Origin of the sequence: Tenacibaculum sp. IB213877, from assembly GCF_034043975.1 — a bacterium.
GTDB lineage: Bacteria > Bacteroidota > Bacteroidia > Flavobacteriales > Flavobacteriaceae > Polaribacter.
Genome location: NZ_JAXCHH010000010.1, coordinates 87,023 through 110,408 on the forward strand (window position 1 = coordinate 87,023; position 23,386 = coordinate 110,408).

Below are 23,386 nucleotides of genomic sequence, written 5' to 3' on the forward strand. Positions count from 1 at the left end.
ATCAGATAAAAATATTAGTCTGAATAGTTTAAGTTAAATTCCAAACCAATGGTAATACATAATAAACAATTAGGGTTAGTATAATAATTGACGCTAAGTTCATCCAGACTCCTTTTTTAACCATGTCTTCAATTTTTAAATAACCTGAGCCAAAAACCACAGCATTAGGAGGGGTAGCTACAGGTAGCATAAATGCACATGAAGCAGCAACAGTAGCACTTACCAATAAAATATAAGGATGAACATTGATAACAGGAGCTAACGAAACCAATATAGGTAATAGCATTGCTGTGGTGGCCATGTTTGAAGTAATTTCTGTTAAAAAATTTACAGAAGCAATTAAAATAAATACAATAATAAAAATAGAAATACCATTTAAACTTGTTAATTGGCTACCAATCCAATTTGCTAAACCACTTGATTCAAAACCAAGCGCTAATGCCATTCCTCCTCCAAAAAGGAGTAAAATTCCCCAAGGTAATTTTACTGTATCTTCCCAAGAAATTAATGGTTGATATTTTTTTCTGCTTGGAATTAAAAATAGAATTACAGAAGCTATCATAGCGATAATGGTATCATCTATAGCTGGAAACCATTTTGATAATAAAAAGGATCTGCAAATCCAAGCTAGTGCAGTAAAAGAGAATACAGTTAAAATAGCTTTTTCTTCGTATGTCATTTTGCCTAATTCATTTAGTTGTTTTTCTATTTCATTTTTTCCTCCAGGAAAACTTTTCTGCTTGAATTTAAATGCATAACGTGTTAGATAAGTCCAACAAATAAACAATAGAATTATACTTATAGGTAATCCAAAAATAAACCACTGATAAAAAGTTATTTCTGTGTGATATGTTTTTTCAACAACTCCTGCTAAAACCAAATTAGGTGGTGTACCAATAAGAGTTGCCATACCGCCAATAGATGCGCTGTAAGCAATTGCCAGCATTAATGCTTTTCCGAATGTTAAATTTTCATCTTCTTTCGTTTTAGGATTGTCTTTTAGTTGCGCAATTATTGCCATACCTACTGGTAAAATCATTACAGCAGTTGCTGTGTTTGATATCCACATTGATAAGAAAGCAGTGGCTATCATAAAGCCCAATATTATTCTGTTCACGTTAGTGCCTACTATTTTAATAATAGTAAGAGCAATACGTTTGTGTAAGTTCCATTTTTCAATAGCAATAGCCAATATAAAACCCCCTATAAATAGAAAAATATATTTATGGCCGTAAGAAGCAGTGGTGGAACTTAGTGTCATACCACCAGTTAAAGGAAATAAAACTATAGGAAGTAAAGCCGTAACTGAAATTGAAGTAGCTTCAGTAATCCACCAAATTGCTATCCATAGGGTGGAAGCAAGAATTGCATTGGCAGGCATGCTTAAGCCTTCAGGGTGGAAAAATAATTTAATTACTATAAACAATATAGGTCCTAAAAACAATCCTATTTTTTTACTTGATATATTCATTTTTATGTTGAGTTTACTTTATCCCAAAAAACCACCTTTTTTTAAGGTGGTATATTTTTTGTTTTTATGATGATTAACTTATTTGCCCATTCATGTTTAAGTTAAATTATTTAATCTATTAAAAAAGTAATATTTTTTTATTTAAAAAGTAAATCAGCAGCATTTTCTGAAGCTTTAACAAAGTCATGATCAGCATTTTCAACAATGTCAAAGTTCCAATTAAAAGGAATTTGATTTTCTTCTGATAATGTTTTACTGTATTCAAAAAAGTTAACAGCACGTTCTTTTCTATGTAATCCCTGAGCATCTGCAAATTCATTGTGTCTTAAACTTGATGCATTAGGATCATCATCATTATCACCAACTTGCACATAGATTTGTTTTGAAAATAAGTTAACTAAGGATATGTCTGTAAGAGGGGATTCATCAAATCCATAAGGAAATTTAACAGCAACATTTGGAAAAGTATACCAACCAGATGCAGAAGTTACCATTTTATTTATTCTTGCGTTGGGTTTAAACATTATAAAACGGTGAGAAAACTGCCCTCCACCCGAATGTCCGAATACGCTATACGTAGGATTTTCATTTTTTAACAATTTCTTAGTATGATCAAATAAAGGTTCAATAATAGAAAATGCCCATTCGTTTTCATGATTTAAAGATTCTACAGTAGGGTTATCACCATCTACAAAGACATTTCCTAAATTATAGCCATCTCCTCCAGGAAAACTCTCTTTAGTAAACTCTGGAGTGATAACAATAAAACCGAATTCATTTGCTTTTGAAATCATAGCGTCTCTATATTCATCAGCATTTCTTTGAGCTCCATGGAAAACAAATAATAGGGGAGTTGTGGTAGTAATGTTTTGAGGAATATAGTAGTAAACATTTAAGGAAGTGTTTACTTCTGTTGATTTATAATTATAAGTAAATACTCCAGCTCCTTTTTCTAAATTAATGTCTGTTGGTAGGTCAGTTGCTGGAGTACCTGATTCATCTTTGCTGCAAGAAACCAACAGTACAATGAAAGAAATAAATAGGGTTAGTTTTTTAATTTTCATAATTTTTATGTTTTAAAAGAATTAGTTATAGATGAGGCAAAAGAAAATCAAAATTCAATACATTAGCAATACCAATTATTACAAAAAATGAATACCAATAATAAATTTGTAATTGAAAGAATACAAAAAGCATTCAACATTCAAAAGAAAATAAAACCACAGAATAAGTACATAGTACTTTATAGGTCAATAAAGCAATGTATTGTTGATGTAGAGTTACCCCATAATTGGCTATTACCAGCAACGAGGATCTTGGCTGAAGAGTTGGACTTGTCAAGAACAACTGTTATTAAAGCTTATGAGCTATTGCTACTTGAAAAGCTTATTATTTCAAAAAAGGGCTCAGGGAACCGTATTAATTATGATCGTGCTATCACAGACATTGAGGATTCTGAAAAAACAAAAGTTTTAAACGAAAACTTATACCCGGTAATTTCTCAAAAGGGAAAATCTTATTTGGAAAATATACCTCTTATTAATAGACAGCCTAATACAAGTATAGCTTTTAGACCTGGGTTGCCTCCTCTAGATGTTTTTCCTGTGAATCAATGGAAAAAATTACTAAATACTTATTGGCGTCATATAAAATCATCAGGACTTTCTTACTCTCAATCAACAGGAGTTAAAGAATTAAAAAAAAGTATAGCTAATTATTTAAATGTAAGTAGAAATATTAAATGCAATCCAGAACAAATTGTTATTGTTTCAGGCTCATTACAGTCATTATATTTAATTACTAATGCTTTAATTGATAAGGGAGATTCTGTTGTGTTGGAAAATCCTGTTTTTCCAAATGTTCATTCTATTTTTAAAAGTTCTCAAGCTAATTTACTGCCCATTAATTTGGATCATGAAGGAATAAGTATAGACCAAATGAATGCATTAGTTGAGAAGAAACCGAAAATTATACATGTTACTCCATCTAATCATTATCCGTTAGGTGTCCAAATGAGCTTAAAAAGGCGTAAAGAACTATTGCAATGGGCATCAAAAAATAAAAGTTTTATTATAGAAAATGATTACGAGAATGAGATAGCAAATTCGTTTAAAAATATTCCTACTATCTATAGTTTAGATACAGAAGATAGAACCATTTATATGGGAACATTTAATAGGTTGTTGCATCCTTCAATCCGATTAGGCTATATGGTTGTGCCAAAATATCTAGTAAGTACTATAGAAGCATTACAAGAACACTCTCATCGTTTTATATCTCCATCTATTCAGGTGGTTATGAATCAGTTTATTGAAAAAAATTATTTATACAAACACATTAAAACAAGCATAGAAGTTGCAAAAGAGAGATATGATTTGTTTATATCTGAGTTTGAATTGGTAAGTAAAAACATGTTTATACAACAAAAACCTTTTTCTAGTTTTCATTTAATAGCTTATTTCAAATACTCAGCAACAGAAGAAGATGAGACAGAAATTATAAAAAAACTTACAGAGCACGATGTAATAGCTTTTCCTTTAAGTAAATGCTATATTACGTCTAAAAAAGAGTACGGATTAATTTTAGGATATTCATCAGTAAGACCAACAGTTTTAAAACAAAAAATTAAAAAAATAGCTAGTTTTATATAAACACTATTTAAAGCAAAAATTTCCCAATTATATAGAGTGCATATTTATATTTTTTTATTATTTAATTTTCAATTCAAATTTTTATTAATAGTTAAAAAAAGCGCGGTTTTTTTATAAAACCTTTAAATTTTTATACAAAAATAAAATTGGTATTATTCTTTTTTTAATATTGGTATCTTTTGTTGCGCTCAAACTCCGCTAGTTTTGAAACTACATAATACATTTAATTAAAATCCCAATTAAAATGAAAATCAAAAATTTTTTCTCTAGATCTTTATATCTAGGATTACTCTTAATTACTATTTTTTCTTGTTCTACAGAAGATGTATTACCAATACTTGTAGAGGTGGATACTAGTGAGACAAGTTTGCCTGAAGAAAATGGCGCAATTACAGTAACAGCAACTATAAATGGTGCTGCTGCTGATGAAATTATGATACCTTTAGTTATACAAGGTACAGCAACTACCAATGTAGATTATACTATATCATCAACAAAAATGGTAATAAATAAAGGCGAAAGCTCAGGTCAAATTACTATAAATAGTATACAAGATGAAGATGTAGAAGGAATTGAAACTATTGAATTAAGTTTAGGTACCACAAGTAATGTAATTATAAATTCAGCATACAATATTAATATTTCTCTTATTGATGATGATACTTTTGTAGATTCAGATAATGATGGTTTTATAGATGCAGAAGATGATTGTCCGCAAACTCCAGGAGCATTTAATGGGTGCCCTTTTTCATTAATTATTAACGAAATCTTATATGATCCTGCTTCAGGTTCAGCAGGAGATGCTAATGGTGATGGTACTAGAGATGCAAATGAAGATGAATTTATTGAATTTTATAATAATTCTGGTACAGCACTAGATATTTCAGGGTATACTATTTCAGATAGAGCTGAAGTAAGACACACATTTCCACAAGGTACAGTTATTCCAAATAATGGAGTGTTAGTGTTGTTTGGAGGAGGAACTCCTACAGGAAATTTTGGAGGAGCTATTGTGCAAACAGCATCTGAAGGGCAAATAAACATGACAAATTCTGGTGATGTAGTATCTCTAAAAAATACAAACGGAGAAGACCTTCTTACGTTTGATATTGAACCTCTTTCTGGCAATCCAGATGAATCTTATACAAGATATCCAGATTTAACAGGAGATTTCGTTCAGCATGGAGCAGATGTTCCTGAAGCAAACGGAGCCTTATTTTCTCCAGGAACAAAAGTAGACGGTTCTTTATTCTAAATTTAGGTAAATTAATATGACTAGTATAGGCCCTTTATTATCGGTTATTTTTATAATTATTACTGCAAGATTGTTATTAAAAAAGCGTAATCCCCATTCTGTATTGATAATATTGGGCCTTTTAATGTTGTTATTGGCATCTAGTTTAAATTATAAAATACCTCCACTTGCTTCCTCAACTAATTTTATTGGTTTTGATCTTTTCAAACATATAAAAGAGTCATTTAGTAAAACAAATGCAGGAGTTGGGTTAATGATTATGGCAATTGGAGGTTTTGTAGCATATATTGATCAAATTGGAGCTTCTAAAATGTTAGTTCATGTAACCATGAAACCCTTACAGTTATTTAAAGCTCAACCATATTTAGCAGCTTCTTTAGTAATACCTATAGGACAAATTTTGTTTGTGGCTATACCTTCAGCAGCAGGATTAAGCTTGTTGCTCATGGCATCTTTATTTCCAATTTTAACAAAGTTAGGTGTAAGTAAAATATCAGCAGCTTCTGTAATTACGGCTAGTACTGCATTTGGTATAGGGCCTGCATCTGCAATCACTGTTAGTGCAACGGGCATTGCTAATGAAGATATTATAACTTTTTTTGTAAACAATCAAATTCCTTTAGTAATACCCTTAAGTATTTCAATGATGATCACTTACTATTTTGTAAATAGATATTATGATAAAAAAGAATATAATCAAACAAATGATGTAAGAGTAGAAGAGGAAACGATAAATGTTCCTATGGCCTATGCTATAATTCCTATACTTCCCATACTGTTATTAATTCTGTTTTCAGAACTATTTAATTTTTTTAGTACTCCTATAGTGTTAGATACTACAACAGCAATGTTTATTAGTTTATTTATAGCTATGGTCTTTGAGTTAGTTAGGACAAAGAATGTTAAAATGGTGCTAGAGTCTTTAAAAATATTTTGGAACGGAATGGGCAACATCTTCAAATCTGTAGTCACTTTAATTATAGCAGCAGATATTTTTGCTAAAGGTCTTATTAGTTTAGGATTTATAGATGGTTTATTAAAGGCTTCACAAAACTTAGGTTTTGAAGCAGTAGGTATTGGAGTTGTAATGACGGTAATGATTTTTTTAGCTTCAATGTTAATGGGAAGCGGAAATGCCTCTTTTTTTGCTTTTGGTCCTTTAGTGCCTAAAATAGCAACAAAATTAGGAGTTAAAAGTACCTCAATAATTTTACCAATGCAGTTGTCCGCATCAATGGGAAGAGCTATTTCACCAGTAGCAGGAGTTATTATAGCTGTTTCTGAAATAGCAGGTGTATCAACTTTAGCAATTGTAAAAAGAAATTTTATTCCCTTAGTAGTAGCATTAATCATAATGCTTTTTTACCACTTTATATAGTCTTATGTTAAAACTTATTAAAAACGCTGAATTATATACTCCATCATATTTAGGAAAAAAAGACATTCTAATAGCAGGAGAAAAAATTATTGCCATTTCAAATAATTTACAAAGCTCTTTTCCTGAAGTAAGTGATGTTTGGGATGCAGAAGGGAAGATTGTAACTCCAGGATTAATAGATCAGCATGTGCATATTATTGGAGCCGGAGGTAAAAATGGATTTTCATCAATGACACCAGAAGTTTCTTTGAGCGAATTTATTTCCTGTGGTACAACCACAGCAGTTGGTTTGTTAGGTACAGACGGAACCCTTAGAAGTCTTCGAACACTTTACGGTAAAGCCAAGTCTCTTGAGCAAGAAGGAATGTCAGCATATATTTTCTCTGGTTATTACGGAGTAGATTCTGTTACAATAACAGATAGCATTCAAGGAGATATGATTTTTATTGATAAAGTTTTAGGATGTAAAATAGCCATTAGCGACATAAGATCTTCATATCCTACAGCAGTTGAACTGTTAAGGAAATTAAGAGATGTTAGAGTAGGAGGAAGTATTGGTAATAAAAAAGGTATTCTTCATATTCATCTAGGAAATTTAGATACTAAAATGGATGTTCTTTTTGAATTAGTAAATAAATATCAATTCCCTATTGAAAATATATCTCCAACTCATGTAGGAAGAACCAAAGAGTTGTTTGATCAAGCAATTGAGTTTGCGAAACTAGGAGGTATGATTGATATTACTACAGGAGCATCTAAATACACAGACCCGTATAAATCTGTTTTATACGCTCTAAAACAAGGAGCTTCTATAGATAATATTACATTCAGTTCAGATGGTAATGCAGGACTTACAGTATTTGATGAAGATCAAAATATCATAGGATCAAAGAAAGCACCGTTAAATAAAAATTTACAGGAAGTAATACAGCTTATACAAAAAGGAGGTATTCCTATAGAAGAGGCATTTAAACTTATTACTATAAACCCAGCTAAAAATTTAGGGTTACAAACTAAAGGAAAAATAGCAGTTGGTTATGATGCAGATTTATGTGCTTTTGATAAAGATTTTAAACTACAAGATGTCTTTGCAAAAGGTAGTCAATTAATGAGTAATACAAACCTAATAGTAAAAGGAAATTTTGAATCATAGTTTTAATAAAATTAACATGAAATTTAATAAAATAATCCCATTTATTTGTTTGTTAATGGCTTTAGGTCAGGTGCAAGCACAATCTATTAAAATGAGTTCTTACCGTTTTTCGGAAGGACTACAATTTACTACCCAAGGAGGTAAAAAAATTAAACTCAGTGGTTATATACAACCTTTGTTTGAAGCAAAACACTATACAGATTCGGAAGACTTTGATACCGAAAACCGATTTAGATTACGTCGCGCTAGATTTAGAATAGACGGTGGCTCTAAAGATGAAAGATTCAACTATCGTGTGCATTTTGATTTAAGTGGTTCTTCAGAAGTTGATAATACATCTGATAATGCTTCAAGTAACTATTTATTAGATGCATATGTGTCGTATGAAGTGGTTAAACAATTAACAGTTCTTTTTGGTCAACGTTCTACATATACAGATAACCGTGAGTTGTTTATGGCTTCAAGTAGTCTTCAATTAGTAGAACGTAGTAGGTTGACCTCTGCATTTGCATCTATCAGAGAGTTTGGATTATTCTTACAAGGAAAATTCAGAACTGGTAAAGGAAGCTATCTAAAACCATATTTAGTAGTAACAAATGGTGATGGGGCTAATGTTTTTAATAAAGATCACGGATCAATAAAAATAGGAGGTCGTATAGATTATTTGCCTTTCGGTTTATTTACTAATTTCGGACAGTTTAGGCAAGCAGATGTAATGAGAGAGCGTACCCCTAAGTTAGTTATTGGTGCTAATTTTAGTAATAATTTAGGTATGAGTAGCCGTAGAGGTAGAAATAGTGGTACTAGAATTTATTTAGATGAAAACGGTAAAGAGTCATTACCAAATTACACAAAAATTGGAGCAGACTTTCTCTTTAAATATCAAGGTTTCTCAATGTTAGGAGAATTTGTAAAAAGTTATGCTTCAGTACCTTCAGATATCACTCAAAGAATACTAGATAGCGGTTCAATTTCAACAAATTTTGAAATAGGTAAAGATGAAAATGGAAACTCTATTCAGGATGTTGAAAATTATGTAAAAGGACGTATGATGTTAGGAGAAGGATATAATATTCAAGCAGGCTATGTGTTTAAAAGCGGAATTTCTCTTGATGGAAGATTTACCCATTTAGAGGCTGATGAATATTCCTTTTTAAATAATGAAACATTTTACAGTAGACCTAATTATTACACTATTGGTTTAAGTAAGTATTTAGGACGTAATTACGGAGCTAAGATTCAAACTTCTGTTACTTATGTTGATACTGCAATTAATGATACTGATGGAAACCCTATTGATAGAAACGAATTAATAGGTAGGTTAATGTTAACATTCTCATTTTAAAAATGAACAAAAAATATACAATAGTAATAGTTTTTTTGTTAACCCTAACAAGTAGTTTTGGGCAATTAAGTCCGCAATCAAAGAAAATTACAAAACGTTTTTTTCCGGATGCAGATAGCCTAGAAAATGTAACTCCTGCTTTAATGAAGGATAAAGGATTTACCGACTATAGAGAGGTGCTTCTTTTTTTCTATGATTTGGAATCTAAACATCCTAATTATGTTAGTATGAGTTATATAGGGAAAAGTCAAGAAGGATTTAGAATTCCTATGTTTAGTGTAACAAATACAAACTCAAACGAAGAGAAAATAAAAGTATGGATGCAAGGTGGTTTGCATGGTAATGAGCCAGCAAGTACCGAAGGCTTATTATACTTAGTATATCAATTAATAAATAATCCTAAATACAATTATTTGTTAGATAAGATTGATTTAGCTATAGTACCTATGGCTAATATTGATGGTTACTTAAACCAAAGCCGTTATGCATCTAATGGATTAGATTTAAACAGAGATCAAACCAAATTGATGGCACCGGAAAGTGTAGCTTTAAAACAAGCTTACTCAGATTTTAACCCTGAAGTTGCCGTTGATTTTCATGAATACAATCCATACCGTAGAGATTTTGCCAAATTAGGTACTTTTGGTATAGCTGCTTTATATGATATCATGTTTTTATACAGTGGAAATCTAAATGTTCCTGAAAACATGAGACAAATGACAGATACGCTTTTTGTAGAAAATGCTAGAAAAGTGTTAACAAAAAACAACTTGCGTTATCAAAGCTACATGTCAACTGGAAATTATCATGGAGAAATTCATTTTAAAAAAGGAGCTAATAATGCTCGGTCAAGTGCAACATCTTATGCTTTAACTAATGCTATTTCTAGTTTAATAGAGGTTAGAGGGGTTAAACTAGGAAGAACCTCTTTTAAAAGAAGAGTAGCTACAACCTATTTAATTGGTATGTCTTATTTAGAAACAGCCTATAAAAACATGGGTAGAGTTAAAGAGGAAATTGCTAAAGCACAAAAATTTACTGAAGATGTAACAGTTACTAGTATTCATAAAGTTTATAAAGACACTATAGAAGTTATAGATCTTGATACTGATAATTTAATGAATATGGAAATTACTGTTAGAGACGGGTTGTTATCCTCTCCAATTTTAACACGCAAAAGACCTAAAGCATACTTTATTAAAAATAGCCACAGAGATTTGATAAAAAAACTGATTGTTTTGGGAGTAGAAACAGATATTCTTGAACAAGATACACAGTTTACCGTTGAAGCATACATCATTACAAAATATGATAAAAATGAAAAGCTGTATGAAAAAGTAAACCGTCAAAAGGTTAAAGCGAAGCTTGTTAAAAAAACAATCACTTTTCCAGAAGGAACTTTTGTGGTTACCACAAATCAAAAAAATGCACCCATGATTACTGAAGTTTTAGAGCCAGAAGCGCCTAATAGTTTTGTGAGTTTTGGTGTATTAGAAACCGAATTAAATAACGAATTACCAATATATAGATTACCTAAAAAGAATTAAAAAATGAAATCAAATATGAAAAAAATATTATGTTTAGCTGTATTTTTCTGTATAACTATCATAAACGCACAGGAAACAAATACTAAAAATAAAGCTGATTTTAAGCTAGGTAGTGGTCTTAATTTTTCTTTTAATGAAGGAGCTTATCAGTTTAGGGTTTCAGGGTTTATTCAACCAACTATAAGTTATGAGAAAACCAAAGGTTTAGATTCAGACTTTGCATTCAATTCTAAAAGAAACTTTTTTATGTTGAGCGGTAAAGCAGTAAATGAAAAAGTAAGTTTTTTATTACAAACCGATTTTAGTTTAGCTCAACCTTTATTAGATGCTTGGGTTGCATACCATCCATATAATTGGTTAACCTTAACAGCAGGTCAAAAACAAAGTTTTTTGAATAACCGAGAAATGATTTATAGAGAAGACAAATTACAATTTACAGAAAGAAGTAGATTTAGTCAACTTTATAGTAAAACAGGAAGAGAATTTGGTTTATTTATTGAAACTAAATTCGGAGAAAGATTTATAATAGCACCAAGTTTCGCAGTTACTTCAGGAGATGGTAGAAATTCCTTCGGAGCAGATTCTAGAGATGCAGACTTAGGAGGTGTAAAAATAGGAGGTCGTGTAGATTTTTATCCAGCAGGTGCTTTTACTTCAGGAAATGATCAATATACAGCAGATATAGCACATGAGCAAACTCCAAAAGTATTAGTTGGTGTAGCAGCAAGTAAAAATAATGGAGCAAGTAATGCTACAGGAGAAGGTCATGGAGATTTTATGTTGTATGATGCTAACGGAAAAAATAACTTACCAGATTACTCACAAATATTTACAGATATTTTATTTAAATATAAAGGATTCTCGTTCTTAGCTGAATATGCTAGTAGCAGTGCAAGCAATTTAGGGCAAAGTTATATAGATGCAAACGGTGTAAGTGTTTTAGCACCTCAACAAATTAGTGAATATTTAGTTTTAGGAGATAGCTATAGCCTACAAACAGGCTATGTTACTTCAAAAGGACTTAGTTTTGATTTCAGATATGAAAAAACTGAGCCAGAATTTGCAAGTTATACTAATTCTTTATTACAGGATTCAAAGAGTTATACATTTGGATTTACAAAATATTTTGATGGTAACAATTTAAAATTGCAAACTGCAGTTTCAAAAATTGATTTTACACAAGGGTCTGATTTATATATAGGAGAAATAGTTTTACAAATTGTATTCTAATTAAACTTTATTATATTTCAAAATCCCGATGAATTTATGGTTCATCGGGATTTTTTTTGATCTAGAAAATAGAAAATAATATGTTAATCTATTTTACGTTCAGCAAACCATTTTCCTACAAAATTTAAATTAAGAGTTATTTTATGAAAGTTTTCTTGAATAAGATTATTATAAGTTGTTCCTTCTTTACCGTAGGAATAGCTAATATTTAACCAATCGTTTTTATATTTAGATAGAGGTATTCCAAGTCCAAAGGAAGTGAAATAACTATCAATTTTTGTTTTAGAAATATTTAAAAAACCAGTATTATAATTAATCCCAAACCTATACTTCATTCTGTTCCATATTTTTGTGTTTAACTTATTTAGTGGTGTATATTCTAACCCTAAAGCATAAATATTTTGATTTATATATCTTTCATTGTTTTGATATTGATTTGTAGAATTCCAATGTAGTCTTTTAAAATCTAAATTAGTAGTAATAAAGTTGTTTAACTTAGATGAAACACCAAAGCCATAAGCTATAGGTAATTCAAAATCATTTAAATCAGTTTCAATATTATCATCAATTGTTACTTGTCCGCTAGTGGTTTCTTTATAAGAATTTCGTATTTGAGAGCCACTTAGTTTTGTAGGAAATTCAACAATTGCACCTAATGTAATTTCTTTATTTTTAATGGTTGGTAATGTATATTGTAATCCGGCTTTAAACTTAACTCCTGTGTAATGATTATTATCAGTTATAGTTGTTAAAGTTTGATAACTTATAATAGTTTCTTGGTTTATTGATCCAAATAAAAAAGAAAAATCTAACCCCAAAGAAAGATTGTTATCAATATTAAAACCACTAGCAATAAAAAATTTATTTAAGCCTCCATTACCTCTAATACGAGATATGTATTTGTCAGTAGACCCCTCAACAGTATTAATAATGTCAACATTATATCCTACTTTAGTGTAGGGTAGGAGCCCTAAACTTAAACCAATATTTTTTTGTAAAGGAAAAGCAATAACTACATGCGATATGTTACCATCAATAAAAGATTGATTTTCATCCTGGTTCTTTAAAACAGAATAACTACCATTAAGACCAAATTCATATAAAAATGTTTTTTGCTGTATATTACCTAAATTAGCTGGGTTGTATATATTTATTGCATCAACATACCTTTGTCCTATCCCTGAATTTCCTAAACCAGTTAAACCACTTGTAGCTGTTTTATTTTCAACACCTAAAGCAAATAAGGAGTAAGGAGAGCTTGTGTCATTTTGAGCTGAGCAAAAATATAAGGGAACAAAACATAATATAATTAAATATAATTTTTTCATGTAAATTGTATTAGTAATTTAAGTGATGAACAATAAGTTTTATTGTGTTATTTTGGTTATTTGAGTTGTTAATAATTACTTGATCTACAGTTTTGTTATAATTAACAAATTGTACCATAAGCGCATAGTTAAGATCGTATGTTGAATTTAACACCGTTTCAACAAAACCACTCATATCAACGCTGTAATAGGCATTTTGATTAAATTCATCATTCTCTTTATTTAGAATAGCATAACTAGGGTTTGAATCAATATCAGCTAACTGACTTATAAGTCTGTTTTTATGATCTATTACATAAACAGCTAAAGAATCTTTTAAAGAATTGTAGTTTTCTATAGTATTATACAAAGGGGAAAAGCGTAGTTCAGATTTTAATACAGCGCTTTTGTCTGAGATATCGTTTAGCTTTTTAAGATATGGTATTTCAATTCTAGCAGAAATTCCAGATCCAGCTTGTATAAAAATTAAATCATCAGTTTGTGAGCTGGAGAGTACAGTTTCAACATCATTTAATTCGTTAATAGAAGTATTATTGAGGTCTGTTTTTATGGAGTTGAATTGTTTACTTGCAGATGAAATATATAGATCTATTTTTTGATCATTATCTTCGCTATCATCGTCATCTTCTGTATAAAACAACCTTAAATAAGAACTTCCTGATTCTGCAGAGCTTGTTTGATATTTAAATCCTAGCACATGGCTATTTGATAAAGTATCGGAAACAATGGTTAATCCTTTAAAATATTGAAGGAAATCATCTGAATTATTAATGTCATTATCTTTAATTTTATTGAAAATTTTTTCACCTAACTCTCGGTTTATTGGAATGTATAAAGAATCAGAACTTTTATTAGGCCTCGGAGTAAATTGTATTTGACCGAGAGATTCAGAATCAAACTCTAATCCTGAAGTATTATAAAAACTACCATCATCATGTTTAACAGTTTCTAAAACACGATGTATTTTATAAGTTTGAGTTTTTGTAGTATCTCCATAAAAATAAGTATCATAGTTCAGTACAAAACCAATAGAATCATAAACGGCATTATCAGGAATTGAAAAATTAGAAAGACTCAATTGAAAATAAGGTTGGGAGGTTAATTTTCCAAAATCATCATTTATAATTGTACCTGTTAAAAGTCTGTTAGTATTTGAGGTAACTAAAGAATCAAATTTAAAAGTACCCGCTTTAATTAAAAAAGTATCTATTACTTTAATATTGATGTCGGTGTCAATAAAATTATTTCCTACAGGATAATAATTAGTTTCACTTGTACATGATATAAATATGTATAAGGATATAATAAAAAATATAATAACTCTCATGATTTAAACTTTTAGAAGATAAAAGTATAGGTAGGATATTTTCAAAAAACTATTAAATAGATTAACTAGAAAGTTTTATAGATAACAGTGTAAAAAAGTGTTAAAAAACTACACAGGCCGCTCAATATTATTTTGATGGATATGAATTACTAAATAATATATAAAAATTACCTGTTTGTCTATTTTAGTTAATTCAATTCTTAAACGTATATACATTTGTAGAAGAACCTAAAAATTTATATTAAATGAACAGAATTAAAAAAAGTGGTTTTTTGTTATTAATTCTAACAACTAGTTTCTTCTTTAGTTGTAGTGGAGATGAAGAAAGTGATGAATACGGAAATTGGGTAGAAAGCTCAACATTTGATGGTAACTCAAGAGGAAATGCAGTTACTTTCACTATAGGAAATAAAGGCTACTTGATAACAGGATATAATGGAGATGATTATTTAGCTGACACATGGGAGTATAATTTAGAAGGAGATTACTGGGTGCAAAAAGCGACCTTTCCGGGAGTAGCAAGAAGTGGAGCTGTTGGATTTGCCATAAATGGAAAAGGATATATAGGAACAGGATATGACGGTAATGATAAGTTAAAAGACTTTTGGGAATACAATCCAGAAACAGATGAATGGACACAAAAAACAGATTTTGCTGGAACTGCCAGATATGGAGCCATTGGTTTTTCAATAAACGGAGTAGGATATATAGGAACAGGATATGACGGAAGTGAACAAAAAGATTTTTGGAAATATGATCCATCAAATAATACTTGGGAACAAATATTTGGTTTCAGTGGAGAAAAAAGACAAAATGGAGCTGTTTTTGTAATTGATGAAATTGCCTATTTAGGTACAGGAATTCATAACGGATCTAATGAGTTAGATTTTTACTCCTTTGATGGTAATCAATGGACAAAACTACAAGATTTAGAAGATTATAATGATGATGATGATGATTTGTATTTAAGTAGTGGAGTTGGTTTTTCAATAAATGGTAAAGGATATTTTGCTACAGGAATATCAGGTTCATTAACTAGTAAATGTTGGGTATATGAGCCATTAACAGATACTTGGGATGAAGTTCCTGATTTTGAAGGAACCCCTCGTCAAGATGCTTCGGCCTTTACTTTTGAAAACACAGCCTTTGTCTTAATGGGAAGAAGTAGTAGTTATTATTTTGATGATGTTTGGGAGTTTAAACCAGATGAATTAGAAGATGATGATGATTAACAAATTGTAATCCAAACATTTTATAAGGTTGAACCAAGAACTCTTAATCATTGAAAAACTGTAATCCTTTCAATTTTCTTGGTCAGCCTTATTTTACAATTTACAAAACTAAATAGTAACTTTGAAAAAAAACTTTTTGAATAATTTATTTGAAAAAATACATCCATTTATAATCCATACTCTTTTATGGATGTTTTTTTTGGTAGCTAATGTTTCTCAAATTTATTATAGGTTTGATATAATTCCAGTAGATTTTATTCTGAGATTTTGTATACTAATCATCATCTTTTATTTAAACTACTTTTTACTGGTTCCTAAATTGCTACTAGCAAATAGAATAATTATATACTTAATACTAATTTTTGTATTAAGTATTCTTTTTGTACAAACTATTGAGCTATTTATATCAAAGCCTCAAGACTTTCCAAACTTTCATATGAATGCCGATGGAAATTTTAATAAGCAGCCACCTTTCTTTAAACCAAAAGAAAGTATGTCATTTTTAGGCAAATTAACAAGAGGCTTTTTTCCATTAGGAAGTTTGTTTTTTTTAATGATTGCATTAAGCACAAGTATACGATTAGGTATTGAATGGTATAAAACAGAAAAACAACGAACCTTAATTGAAACACAAAAAGTAAACTCCGAATTATCTTTTTTAAAAGCTCAATTAAACCCACACTTTTTATTCAACTCACTAAACAGTATTTATTCACTAGCACATAAACAATCAAAAGACACAACAAATGCAATAGTAATTTTATCAGAGTTAATGCGGTACATGATCTATGAAGCAGATCAAGAGTTGGTTTCTTTAGAAAAAGAGGTTAACTATGTTAAAAACTATATTTCATTACAGCTTTTACGATTAAAAGATTCAAGTAATGTTAAATTTAATGCACATGGTAATCTAGATTATAAAATAGAACCTTTATTACTTATCTCTTTCATTGAAAATGCATTTAAATATGGTACAGATTTTAAAGGAAATACTATAATTACTATTAAAATAAGTGTTGAAGATAATTTTTTAAACTTATATGTATATAACAAAGTATCAATAAAAACCACAAAAAAAGAAAATTCAGGAGTTGGATTAGAAAATATTAAGAATAGATTAAATTTATTATATCCAAATAATCATAGTCTAAAAATTGCACAAATTAATAATAGCTATGAAGTAAATTTATCTATTAAATTAAAAAAATAATGATGAAATGTATTATAATTGATGATGAGCCTTTAGCATTAGAATTATTAGAAGATTTTATTTCAAAAATACCATTTTTAACATTGGTAGCCTCATGTTCTAACGGATTTGAAGCAACTACAGTTTTACAAAGTGAACAAGTAGATTTAATCTTTACAGATATTGAAATGCCTAATTTTTCAGGTATTGAAGTTATTAAGTCATTAGAGCAAAAACCTATGTTTATTTTTACAACTGCTTACTCACACTATGCAGTTGAAGGTTTTAATTTAAACGCAATAGATTATTTAGTTAAGCCTATACCGTTTCATCGTTTTTTAAAAGCAGCTACAAGAGCACACAACACCTTAAAGTCTAAAAGTATAACACAACCCTCATCTCAAGAAGTAGCTTTAACCAACAAGTTTGTTTTTGTTAAATCTGAGTACGAAAACTTAAAAATAAATTTAAATGACATCAAATATGTAGAAGGTTTAAAAGACTATATTAAAATATACACAAATGCAAACAAACCCATTTTAACCCTTAGCAGTTTAAAGAGTTTTGAAGAAAAATTAAAAAATGAAAACTTTATAAGAGTACATAAATCATATATAGTTTCCATTAATCATATAACTTCTGTTCAAAGAAATAGAATTTTAATTGAAGGTAAAAGAATACCTATTGGACTTAGCTACAGAGAGTTTTTTTTAAAGAAAATAGAAACATAATAAAAAAGCTGAACTCATTAGTTCAGCTTTTTTATTAAGTCGGGGTGGCAGGATTCGAACCTGCGACCTCCTGCTCCCAAAGCAGGCGCGATGACCGGGCTACGCTACACCCCGTTGCGTTTTCGGATTGCAAATGTAGAAAAAAAACTCAATATACAAATCAAAAAAAATATTTTTTTGAATGATTACTTTTCCTTATTGTTGAATTATAAAATTATATTTCAAAAAACACCCTTAATTTATCAAAAAAATTATTTTTGTACTTCTAAAAAATAAACCCCATGTCAGAAACAAGTGAAAAAATTAAATGCCTTATTATAGGTTCAGGACCAGCAGGATACACAGCGGCAATTTATGCAGCAAGAGCAGATATGAAACCCGTAATGTATACAGGTATGCAAATGGGAGGTCAGTTAACTACAACAACAGAAGTAGATAACTTTCCAGGATATCCTAATGGTACAGATGGTACCGCCATGATGGAAGATTTAAAAAACCAAGCAGAACGTTTTGGTACAGATGTTCGTTTTGGTATGGTTACCAAAGTTGATTTTTCAAAAGAGGTGGGAGGTAAGCATATAGTTATTGTAGATGATTCTAAAGAAATTGAAGCTGAAACTGTAATTATTTCTACAGGAGCTACCGCTAAATATTTAGGATTAGAAAGTGAGCAACGTTTAATTGGTGGTGGAGTTTCGGCATGCGCTACTTGTGATGGATTCTTTTACAAAGGTCAAGATGTTGTTGTGGTTGGAGCAGGAGATACTGCTGCTGAAGAAGCAACGTATTTAGCTAATATTTGCAAGAAAGTTACCATGTTAGTTCGTAAGGATTATATGCGTGCTTCAAAAGCTATGCAACACCGTGTTGAAAAAACAAAGAATATTGAAGTATTATATAATACTGAAATTGACGAAGTTTTAGGAGATAATGTAGTTGAAGGAGTAAGAGCTGTTAATAATCAAAGTAAAGAAAAACTTGATATTCCAGTTACTGGTGTATTCATTGCAATTGGACATAAGCCAAATACAGAGTTATTTAAAGGTGTGTTAGATATGGATGAGACTGGATATTTAATTACCAAAGGAAAATCAACCAAAACAAATTTACCTGGTGTTTTTGCAGCAGGTGATGTTCAAGATAAAGAATACCGTCAAGCAGTTACAGCAGCAGGTACAGGTTGTATGGCAGCTTTAGATGCTGAACGTTATTTAGGGGCTTTAGAATAGAGTTATACTAACAAACAATAAAAGAAAAGAGCTTACAAAATGTAAGCTCTTTTCTTTTTAAGAAACTATAAAAGATTTTAAAAGTTCTCTAACACTTTTATTATTTTTTACATAATATTTAGCCTTTGTTTTGGTTGCGCCTACTTTTACAGTATAAGAAGAATCAGGAAGTTCTTCAAACATATATTCATCTGTCCAATCATCACCAATAGCAAAAATAAAATCATAGTTGGCTTGGGTTAACCATCTAGATGCAGCTCTTCCTTTATTAACGCTACTACTTTTAATTTCTGTAACCTTATTTCCTTTTAAAACGGATAAATCATTGTTAGCAATTAAACTGGTTAGTACGGTATTTAATTCAATAGTTCTTATTTGAGCTAATTCAGGGTCTGCCTTTCGGTAGTGCCACGCCAAGGAATACTTTTTCTTTTCAACAAAGGTTCCGGGAGTTCTATCAACAAATGTTTCTAATATGGGAAGGATGTTGGGCATCCAATCGTTTTTAATGTGCTCAAGCATTTTCCAATCCTTGTTTTTTTTCTTTAGCCACACTCCGTGATCAGTAATTAAATTGTAATTTTTATTACCAAACCACTGTTCAAAAGTTTCTCTATCTCTACCACTAATAATAACAATATCTGTATTTTTTTCTTCGTTAAGCTTATCTAAAAGAAGAAGTAGTTCTTCATCGGGTTTAGCGTCAGACGGATTGTTTTTAAATCCTACTAATGTTCCGTCATAATCTAAAAAGAGTAATTTTCTATCAGCATTTTTAAAGTTGACAAGCATTTCATCTAATGCATTTTCTTTTATTTCCTTTGCAATAGTAGTATTGTATTTTTTGGTTGCTTCTAATGATTTTATAAACTCATTAGCCCATTTTTCTACGCTATATCGTTCTAATCTTTTTTGTAAGAATTGCATTCGGTTTTGTTGCTCTTTCAAAGGCATTTCAATTGCTAGCTTTAAAACGTCTGCTATTTGTTCAAAATTATTAGGGTTTATTAATAGCGCTTCATTCATTTCTTTTGCAGCACCAGCCATTTCACTTAAAATCAATACTCCATCTTGTTGAGTTCTTGTTGCTACATATTCTTTAGCTACTAAGTTCATACCGTCTCTTACGGGAGTAATAAAAGCTATATCTGCAGATGTATATAAATCGATAAGATTTTCAAAAGGCATGGATCTGTAAAAATACCAAATGGGTGTCCAACTTACAGTGGCAAATTTTCCATTAATTCTTCCTACCAATTCATCCGTTTCACTTTTTAATTTTTGATATTGAGGTACGTTAGATCTTGAGGGAACTGCTAACATTATTAGCCTAACTTTTTCTTTAAATTGAGGATATCTATTTAAAAAATGCTCGAAAGCTCTAATTCTATTTGGAATTCCTTTAGTATAATCTAACCGATCTATAGAAAGAATGAGTTTGGTGTCATCAGAAGCTTGAAAATGATTGTCTAACCTGCGCTGTAATTCAGATCTTTCTTTTTTATCCTTGGCTAAATGTTCTAAAGCAGCATTGTAAAATTTTTGATAATCAATTCCCATAGGAAAAGAATCTACTTTAATAATTCTATCTTGGTAGGTAATTTCATTAAAATTAACATCTAAATGTAAAATACGTTTTATAGAACTTAAAAAATGGCGTTCATAATCATAGGTGTGAAAGCCAATAAGGTCAGCACCTAATATTCCTCTTAAAAGTTCTTCCCTCCAAGGAAAAGTTCTGAAAATTTCAAAAGAAGGGAAAGGTATGTGTAGGAAAAAACCAATAGAAATATTCGGTTTTTTATCTTTAATAAGTTGAGGTAATAATAGTAGTTGATAATCGTGAATCCAAACAGTATCTCCGTCATTTAAATTTTCTAAAACAACATCAGCAAACTTTTGATTAACTTCTTTATAAGAAACCCATTGTTCTTTTTCAAACTCAGTAAACTCCATAAAGTAATGAAAAAGAGGCCATAATGTTTTGTTACTAAAGCCAAAATAAAAATTATCTACATCTTTTTCAGTTAGTGAAACACTTACACATTTTTCTTTTTGAATAGCAGTATCTACTTTTTTTGAAAGTTCTGGGTTAAGTTCTTCTTCGATTAATCCAGACCAACCAATCCAAATTCCATTACCTTCTGTATGTACTGATTTCATACCGGTAGCAAGCCCACCAACACTAGGTTTTATGGTGAAATCTCCGTTTTCATTTTTTACTTGTAGTGGCAGTCTGTTAGAAACAATTATTGTTTTATTCATCTACTATTTTGGTTTTGGTCATTGATTTTTGTTAATTTAAAAAAAAAATTAAGTTTAACCTTATGAAAGGAAAAGTTTTATGAATAATTTAAATTATGGAATAGTAGGAAATTGTAGAAGTGCTGCATTAATATCTGAAACAGGTTCATTAGATTGGTGTTGTTTACCCGAGTTTGATTCTTCTTCGGTATTCGCTAAAATTTTAGATGATAAAATAGGAGGGAGCTTTAGTTTTTTAACCGATGAAAATTATACCACTACACAAAAATATTTTGACAGCACTTGTATTTTAATTACCACATTTACTAACGGTAAAGATGCTTTTGAAGTGTTAGATTTTATGCCTCGATATGAGAAAGAAGGAAAACATTATCATGCACCACCAGAAATTATTAGATATATAAAATACATATCGGGTACACCAAAGTTTAAAGTTAACTATGATCCGAAGTTAGAATATGCTTTGGGAGAAACCGAGCATCATGTAAAATCCGATTTTATAGTTAGTTTAACTGAACAAGAAAAGTTTGATACTCTGTTTTTGTATACCGATTTTGATAAGAAAAAAGTAATCAATTCAGAAGAAATCACACTTACTTCCGATGGATATTTTTTATTAGGATATAATGAGAAAATTTTTAAACCTACACTAAAAAACATCTATTTAGAACTAGAAAGAACCAAAGTATATTGGCTAAATTGGGTAGATAATACACCTACATACCAAAGATATAACCAAGAAATTATAAGAAGTGCACTTACATTAAAACTATTGAGTTATGATAAAACAGGAGCCGTTTTAGCTGCTGCCACAACATCGTTACCTGAAACAATTGGAGAAGTACGAAACTGGGATTATAGGTTCTGTTGGATAAGAGATGCATCTATGGTAGTTAAAGTGGTTTCTGAACTAGGGCATAAAAAAATGGCCAAACATTTTTTACAATTTGTTATTGATTTAATACCAGATAAGGATGAGAAATTACAAATTATGTATGGCATTAACAAAGAGAAACAATTAACCGAAGAAACGTTAGATCATTTAAATGGATATCAAAACTCTAAACCTGTAAGGGTGGGTAATGCCGCTTACATGCAAAAGCAAAATGATATTTATGGAATTTTAATGGATGTAATTCATCAAGAAATATTGAATTTTAGTATTGATGCAGAAAACGCAGAAGAATTATGGACCATAACTAAAGGGATTGTTTGGATTGTTAGCAAACATTGGCAAGAACCAGACAAAGGAATATGGGAGTTTAGAACAGAAGACCGACATTTTACTTTTTCAAAAGTATTGTGTTGGGTTGCTATTGATAAGGCTATAAAAGTTGCTGAAATTATGGGTAAAAAATATAAAGCTGATAAATGGAGGCAATTGGAAGCTACTATAAAAGATGATATTTATACAAATGCATGGAATGATAAGGTACAGGCCTTTACGCAATCTTATGGTTCTGAATATTTAGATGCCTCTGTATTATTAATGGAATCGTATGGTTTTATAAATGCTAAAGACCCTAAATATGTAAGTACTGTAAAAGGTATTGAACGTGAATTGAGCAATGACGGATTGTTATATCGTTATAAAAATGTGGATGATTTTGGTTTACCATCTTCATCATTTACTATTTGTACTTTCTGGTTTATAAATAGTTTATATAAAATAGGGGAAGAGCATAAAGCAAAAAAGCTATTTGATCAATTACTAAGCTATAGTAATCACTTAGGGTTGTTTAGTGAAGATATAGACTTTAAAACCAAAAGACTGTTGGGTAATTTCCCACAAGCCTATTCTCATTTAGCACTAATAGAAACAGCTATTAATTTATCTAAAGTTACAGAAGAAGAGCAAGTAAAACATAATATGTTGTAAATTAGGTTATACATTACGGCTATTGTACAAAATCCTAAAATTTGCTTTTTCGTAGTCTGAAATGTTAAAGGAATATCGAGGATCCAGCCAGCAATGTAAAGGCTGTGTATTATCGAGTAGTTGCTTAGGAAAAACAGCAAAAGAGAAGAAGTTTAGTGTTACGTATTATCGATCGG

General features: G+C 30.2%; 17 protein-coding genes and 1 tRNA gene. 12 read left to right on the forward strand and 6 right to left on the reverse strand.

Annotated elements, in window-relative coordinates:
- Positions 1-28: 28 nt before the first annotated feature.
- Positions 29-1,471, reverse strand: coding sequence for a DASS family sodium-coupled anion symporter (locus SLH33_RS11490; RefSeq protein WP_320419249.1), 1,443 nt, complete (start codon positions 1,469-1,471; stop codon positions 29-31).
- 137 nt (positions 1,472-1,608) lie between these two features.
- Entirely contained in the window at positions 1,609-2,535 is a 927-nt protein-coding gene (locus tag SLH33_RS11495) for a hypothetical protein (RefSeq protein WP_320419250.1), read from the reverse strand.
- A gap of 87 nt (positions 2,536-2,622) precedes the next feature.
- On the opposite strand from SLH33_RS11495, the gene SLH33_RS11500 reads away from it, so the two are divergent.
- From SLH33_RS11500 to SLH33_RS11530, 7 genes are all read left to right on the forward strand, one after another.
- The gene (locus tag SLH33_RS11500; protein WP_320419251.1) at positions 2,623-4,122 is read left to right on the forward strand and encodes a PLP-dependent aminotransferase family protein; all 1,500 of its coding nucleotides are present in this window, start codon (positions 2,623-2,625) and stop codon (positions 4,120-4,122) included.
- Between the two features lie 244 nt (positions 4,123-4,366).
- Positions 4,367-5,377, forward strand: a complete 1,011-nt coding sequence (locus tag SLH33_RS11505; protein WP_320419252.1) for a lamin tail domain-containing protein — start codon at positions 4,367-4,369, stop codon at positions 5,375-5,377.
- 16 nt (positions 5,378-5,393) lie between these two features.
- Positions 5,394-6,755 carry a C4-dicarboxylate transporter DcuC gene (dcuC, locus tag SLH33_RS11510; RefSeq protein WP_320419253.1) on the forward strand — a complete coding sequence of 454 codons (1,362 nt, stop codon included), beginning with the start codon at positions 5,394-5,396 and terminating at the stop codon, positions 6,753-6,755.
- A 4-nt stretch (positions 6,756-6,759) separates the two neighbouring features.
- Positions 6,760-7,908, forward strand: coding sequence for a beta-aspartyl-peptidase (gene iadA, locus SLH33_RS11515; protein ID WP_320419254.1), 1,149 nt, complete (start codon positions 6,760-6,762; stop codon positions 7,906-7,908).
- A gap of 16 nt (positions 7,909-7,924) precedes the next feature.
- Positions 7,925-9,253, forward strand: a complete 1,329-nt coding sequence (locus tag SLH33_RS11520; RefSeq protein WP_320419255.1) for a porin — start codon at positions 7,925-7,927, stop codon at positions 9,251-9,253.
- Between the two features lie 2 nt (positions 9,254-9,255).
- Complete coding sequence (locus SLH33_RS11525; protein ID WP_320419256.1) at positions 9,256-10,800, forward strand: M14 family metallocarboxypeptidase; 1,545 nt, start codon at positions 9,256-9,258, stop codon at positions 10,798-10,800.
- A gap of 15 nt (positions 10,801-10,815) precedes the next feature.
- Positions 10,816-12,030: a hypothetical protein gene (locus SLH33_RS11530; RefSeq protein WP_320419257.1), complete on the forward strand. Its 1,215-nt coding sequence runs from the start codon at positions 10,816-10,818 to the stop codon at positions 12,028-12,030.
- Positions 12,031-12,113: 83 nt separating this feature from the next.
- On the opposite strand, the gene SLH33_RS11535 is transcribed toward SLH33_RS11530, so the two are convergent.
- Both SLH33_RS11535 and SLH33_RS11540 read right to left on the reverse strand, forming a co-directional pair.
- The gene (locus SLH33_RS11535; RefSeq protein WP_320419258.1) at positions 12,114-13,358 is read right to left on the reverse strand and encodes a hypothetical protein; all 1,245 of its coding nucleotides are present in this window, start codon (positions 13,356-13,358) and stop codon (positions 12,114-12,116) included.
- A gap of 10 nt (positions 13,359-13,368) precedes the next feature.
- Positions 13,369-14,685 carry a DUF4270 family protein gene (locus SLH33_RS11540; RefSeq protein WP_320419259.1) on the reverse strand — a complete coding sequence of 439 codons (1,317 nt, stop codon included), beginning with the start codon at positions 14,683-14,685 and terminating at the stop codon, positions 13,369-13,371.
- Positions 14,686-14,930: 245 nt separating this feature from the next.
- Here SLH33_RS11540 and SLH33_RS11545 point away from each other — a divergent pair, with 245 nt between their 5' ends.
- The 3 genes from SLH33_RS11545 (at position 14,931) to SLH33_RS11555 (ending at position 17,837) form a co-directional block, all read left to right on the forward strand.
- The gene (locus SLH33_RS11545; protein ID WP_320419260.1) at positions 14,931-15,917 is read left to right on the forward strand and encodes a Kelch repeat-containing protein; all 987 of its coding nucleotides are present in this window, start codon (positions 14,931-14,933) and stop codon (positions 15,915-15,917) included.
- A gap of 436 nt (positions 15,918-16,353) precedes the next feature.
- On the forward strand, positions 16,354-17,127 hold the full coding sequence (locus tag SLH33_RS11550) for a sensor histidine kinase (protein WP_320419261.1): 774 nt from the start codon (positions 16,354-16,356) through the stop codon (positions 17,125-17,127).
- Positions 17,127-17,837 carry a LytTR family DNA-binding domain-containing protein gene (locus tag SLH33_RS11555; RefSeq protein WP_320419262.1) on the forward strand — a complete coding sequence of 237 codons (711 nt, stop codon included), beginning with the start codon at positions 17,127-17,129 and terminating at the stop codon, positions 17,835-17,837. The genes SLH33_RS11550 and SLH33_RS11555 overlap by 1 nt, the downstream gene beginning before the upstream one ends.
- A gap of 39 nt (positions 17,838-17,876) precedes the next feature.
- On the opposite strand, the gene SLH33_RS11560 is transcribed toward SLH33_RS11555, so the two are convergent.
- Positions 17,877-17,951, reverse strand: a tRNA-Pro gene (locus SLH33_RS11560).
- A 167-nt stretch (positions 17,952-18,118) separates the two neighbouring features.
- Between SLH33_RS11560 and trxB the strand changes: the two genes are divergently transcribed.
- A complete protein-coding gene (trxB, locus tag SLH33_RS11565; RefSeq protein WP_320419263.1) occupies positions 18,119-19,066 on the forward strand; it encodes a thioredoxin-disulfide reductase in 948 nt (315 codons plus the stop codon).
- Between the two features lie 57 nt (positions 19,067-19,123).
- Here the strand turns inward: trxB and SLH33_RS11570 are convergent, their stop codons facing one another.
- The gene (locus SLH33_RS11570) at positions 19,124-21,331 is read right to left on the reverse strand and encodes a bifunctional alpha,alpha-trehalose-phosphate synthase (UDP-forming)/trehalose-phosphatase (protein ID WP_320419264.1); all 2,208 of its coding nucleotides are present in this window, start codon (positions 21,329-21,331) and stop codon (positions 19,124-19,126) included.
- Between the two features lie 79 nt (positions 21,332-21,410).
- Between SLH33_RS11570 and SLH33_RS11575 the strand changes: the two genes are divergently transcribed.
- Positions 21,411-23,210 carry a glycoside hydrolase family 15 protein gene (locus tag SLH33_RS11575; RefSeq protein WP_320419265.1) on the forward strand — a complete coding sequence of 600 codons (1,800 nt, stop codon included), beginning with the start codon at positions 21,411-21,413 and terminating at the stop codon, positions 23,208-23,210.
- The last annotated feature ends 176 nt before the right edge of the window (positions 23,211-23,386 follow it).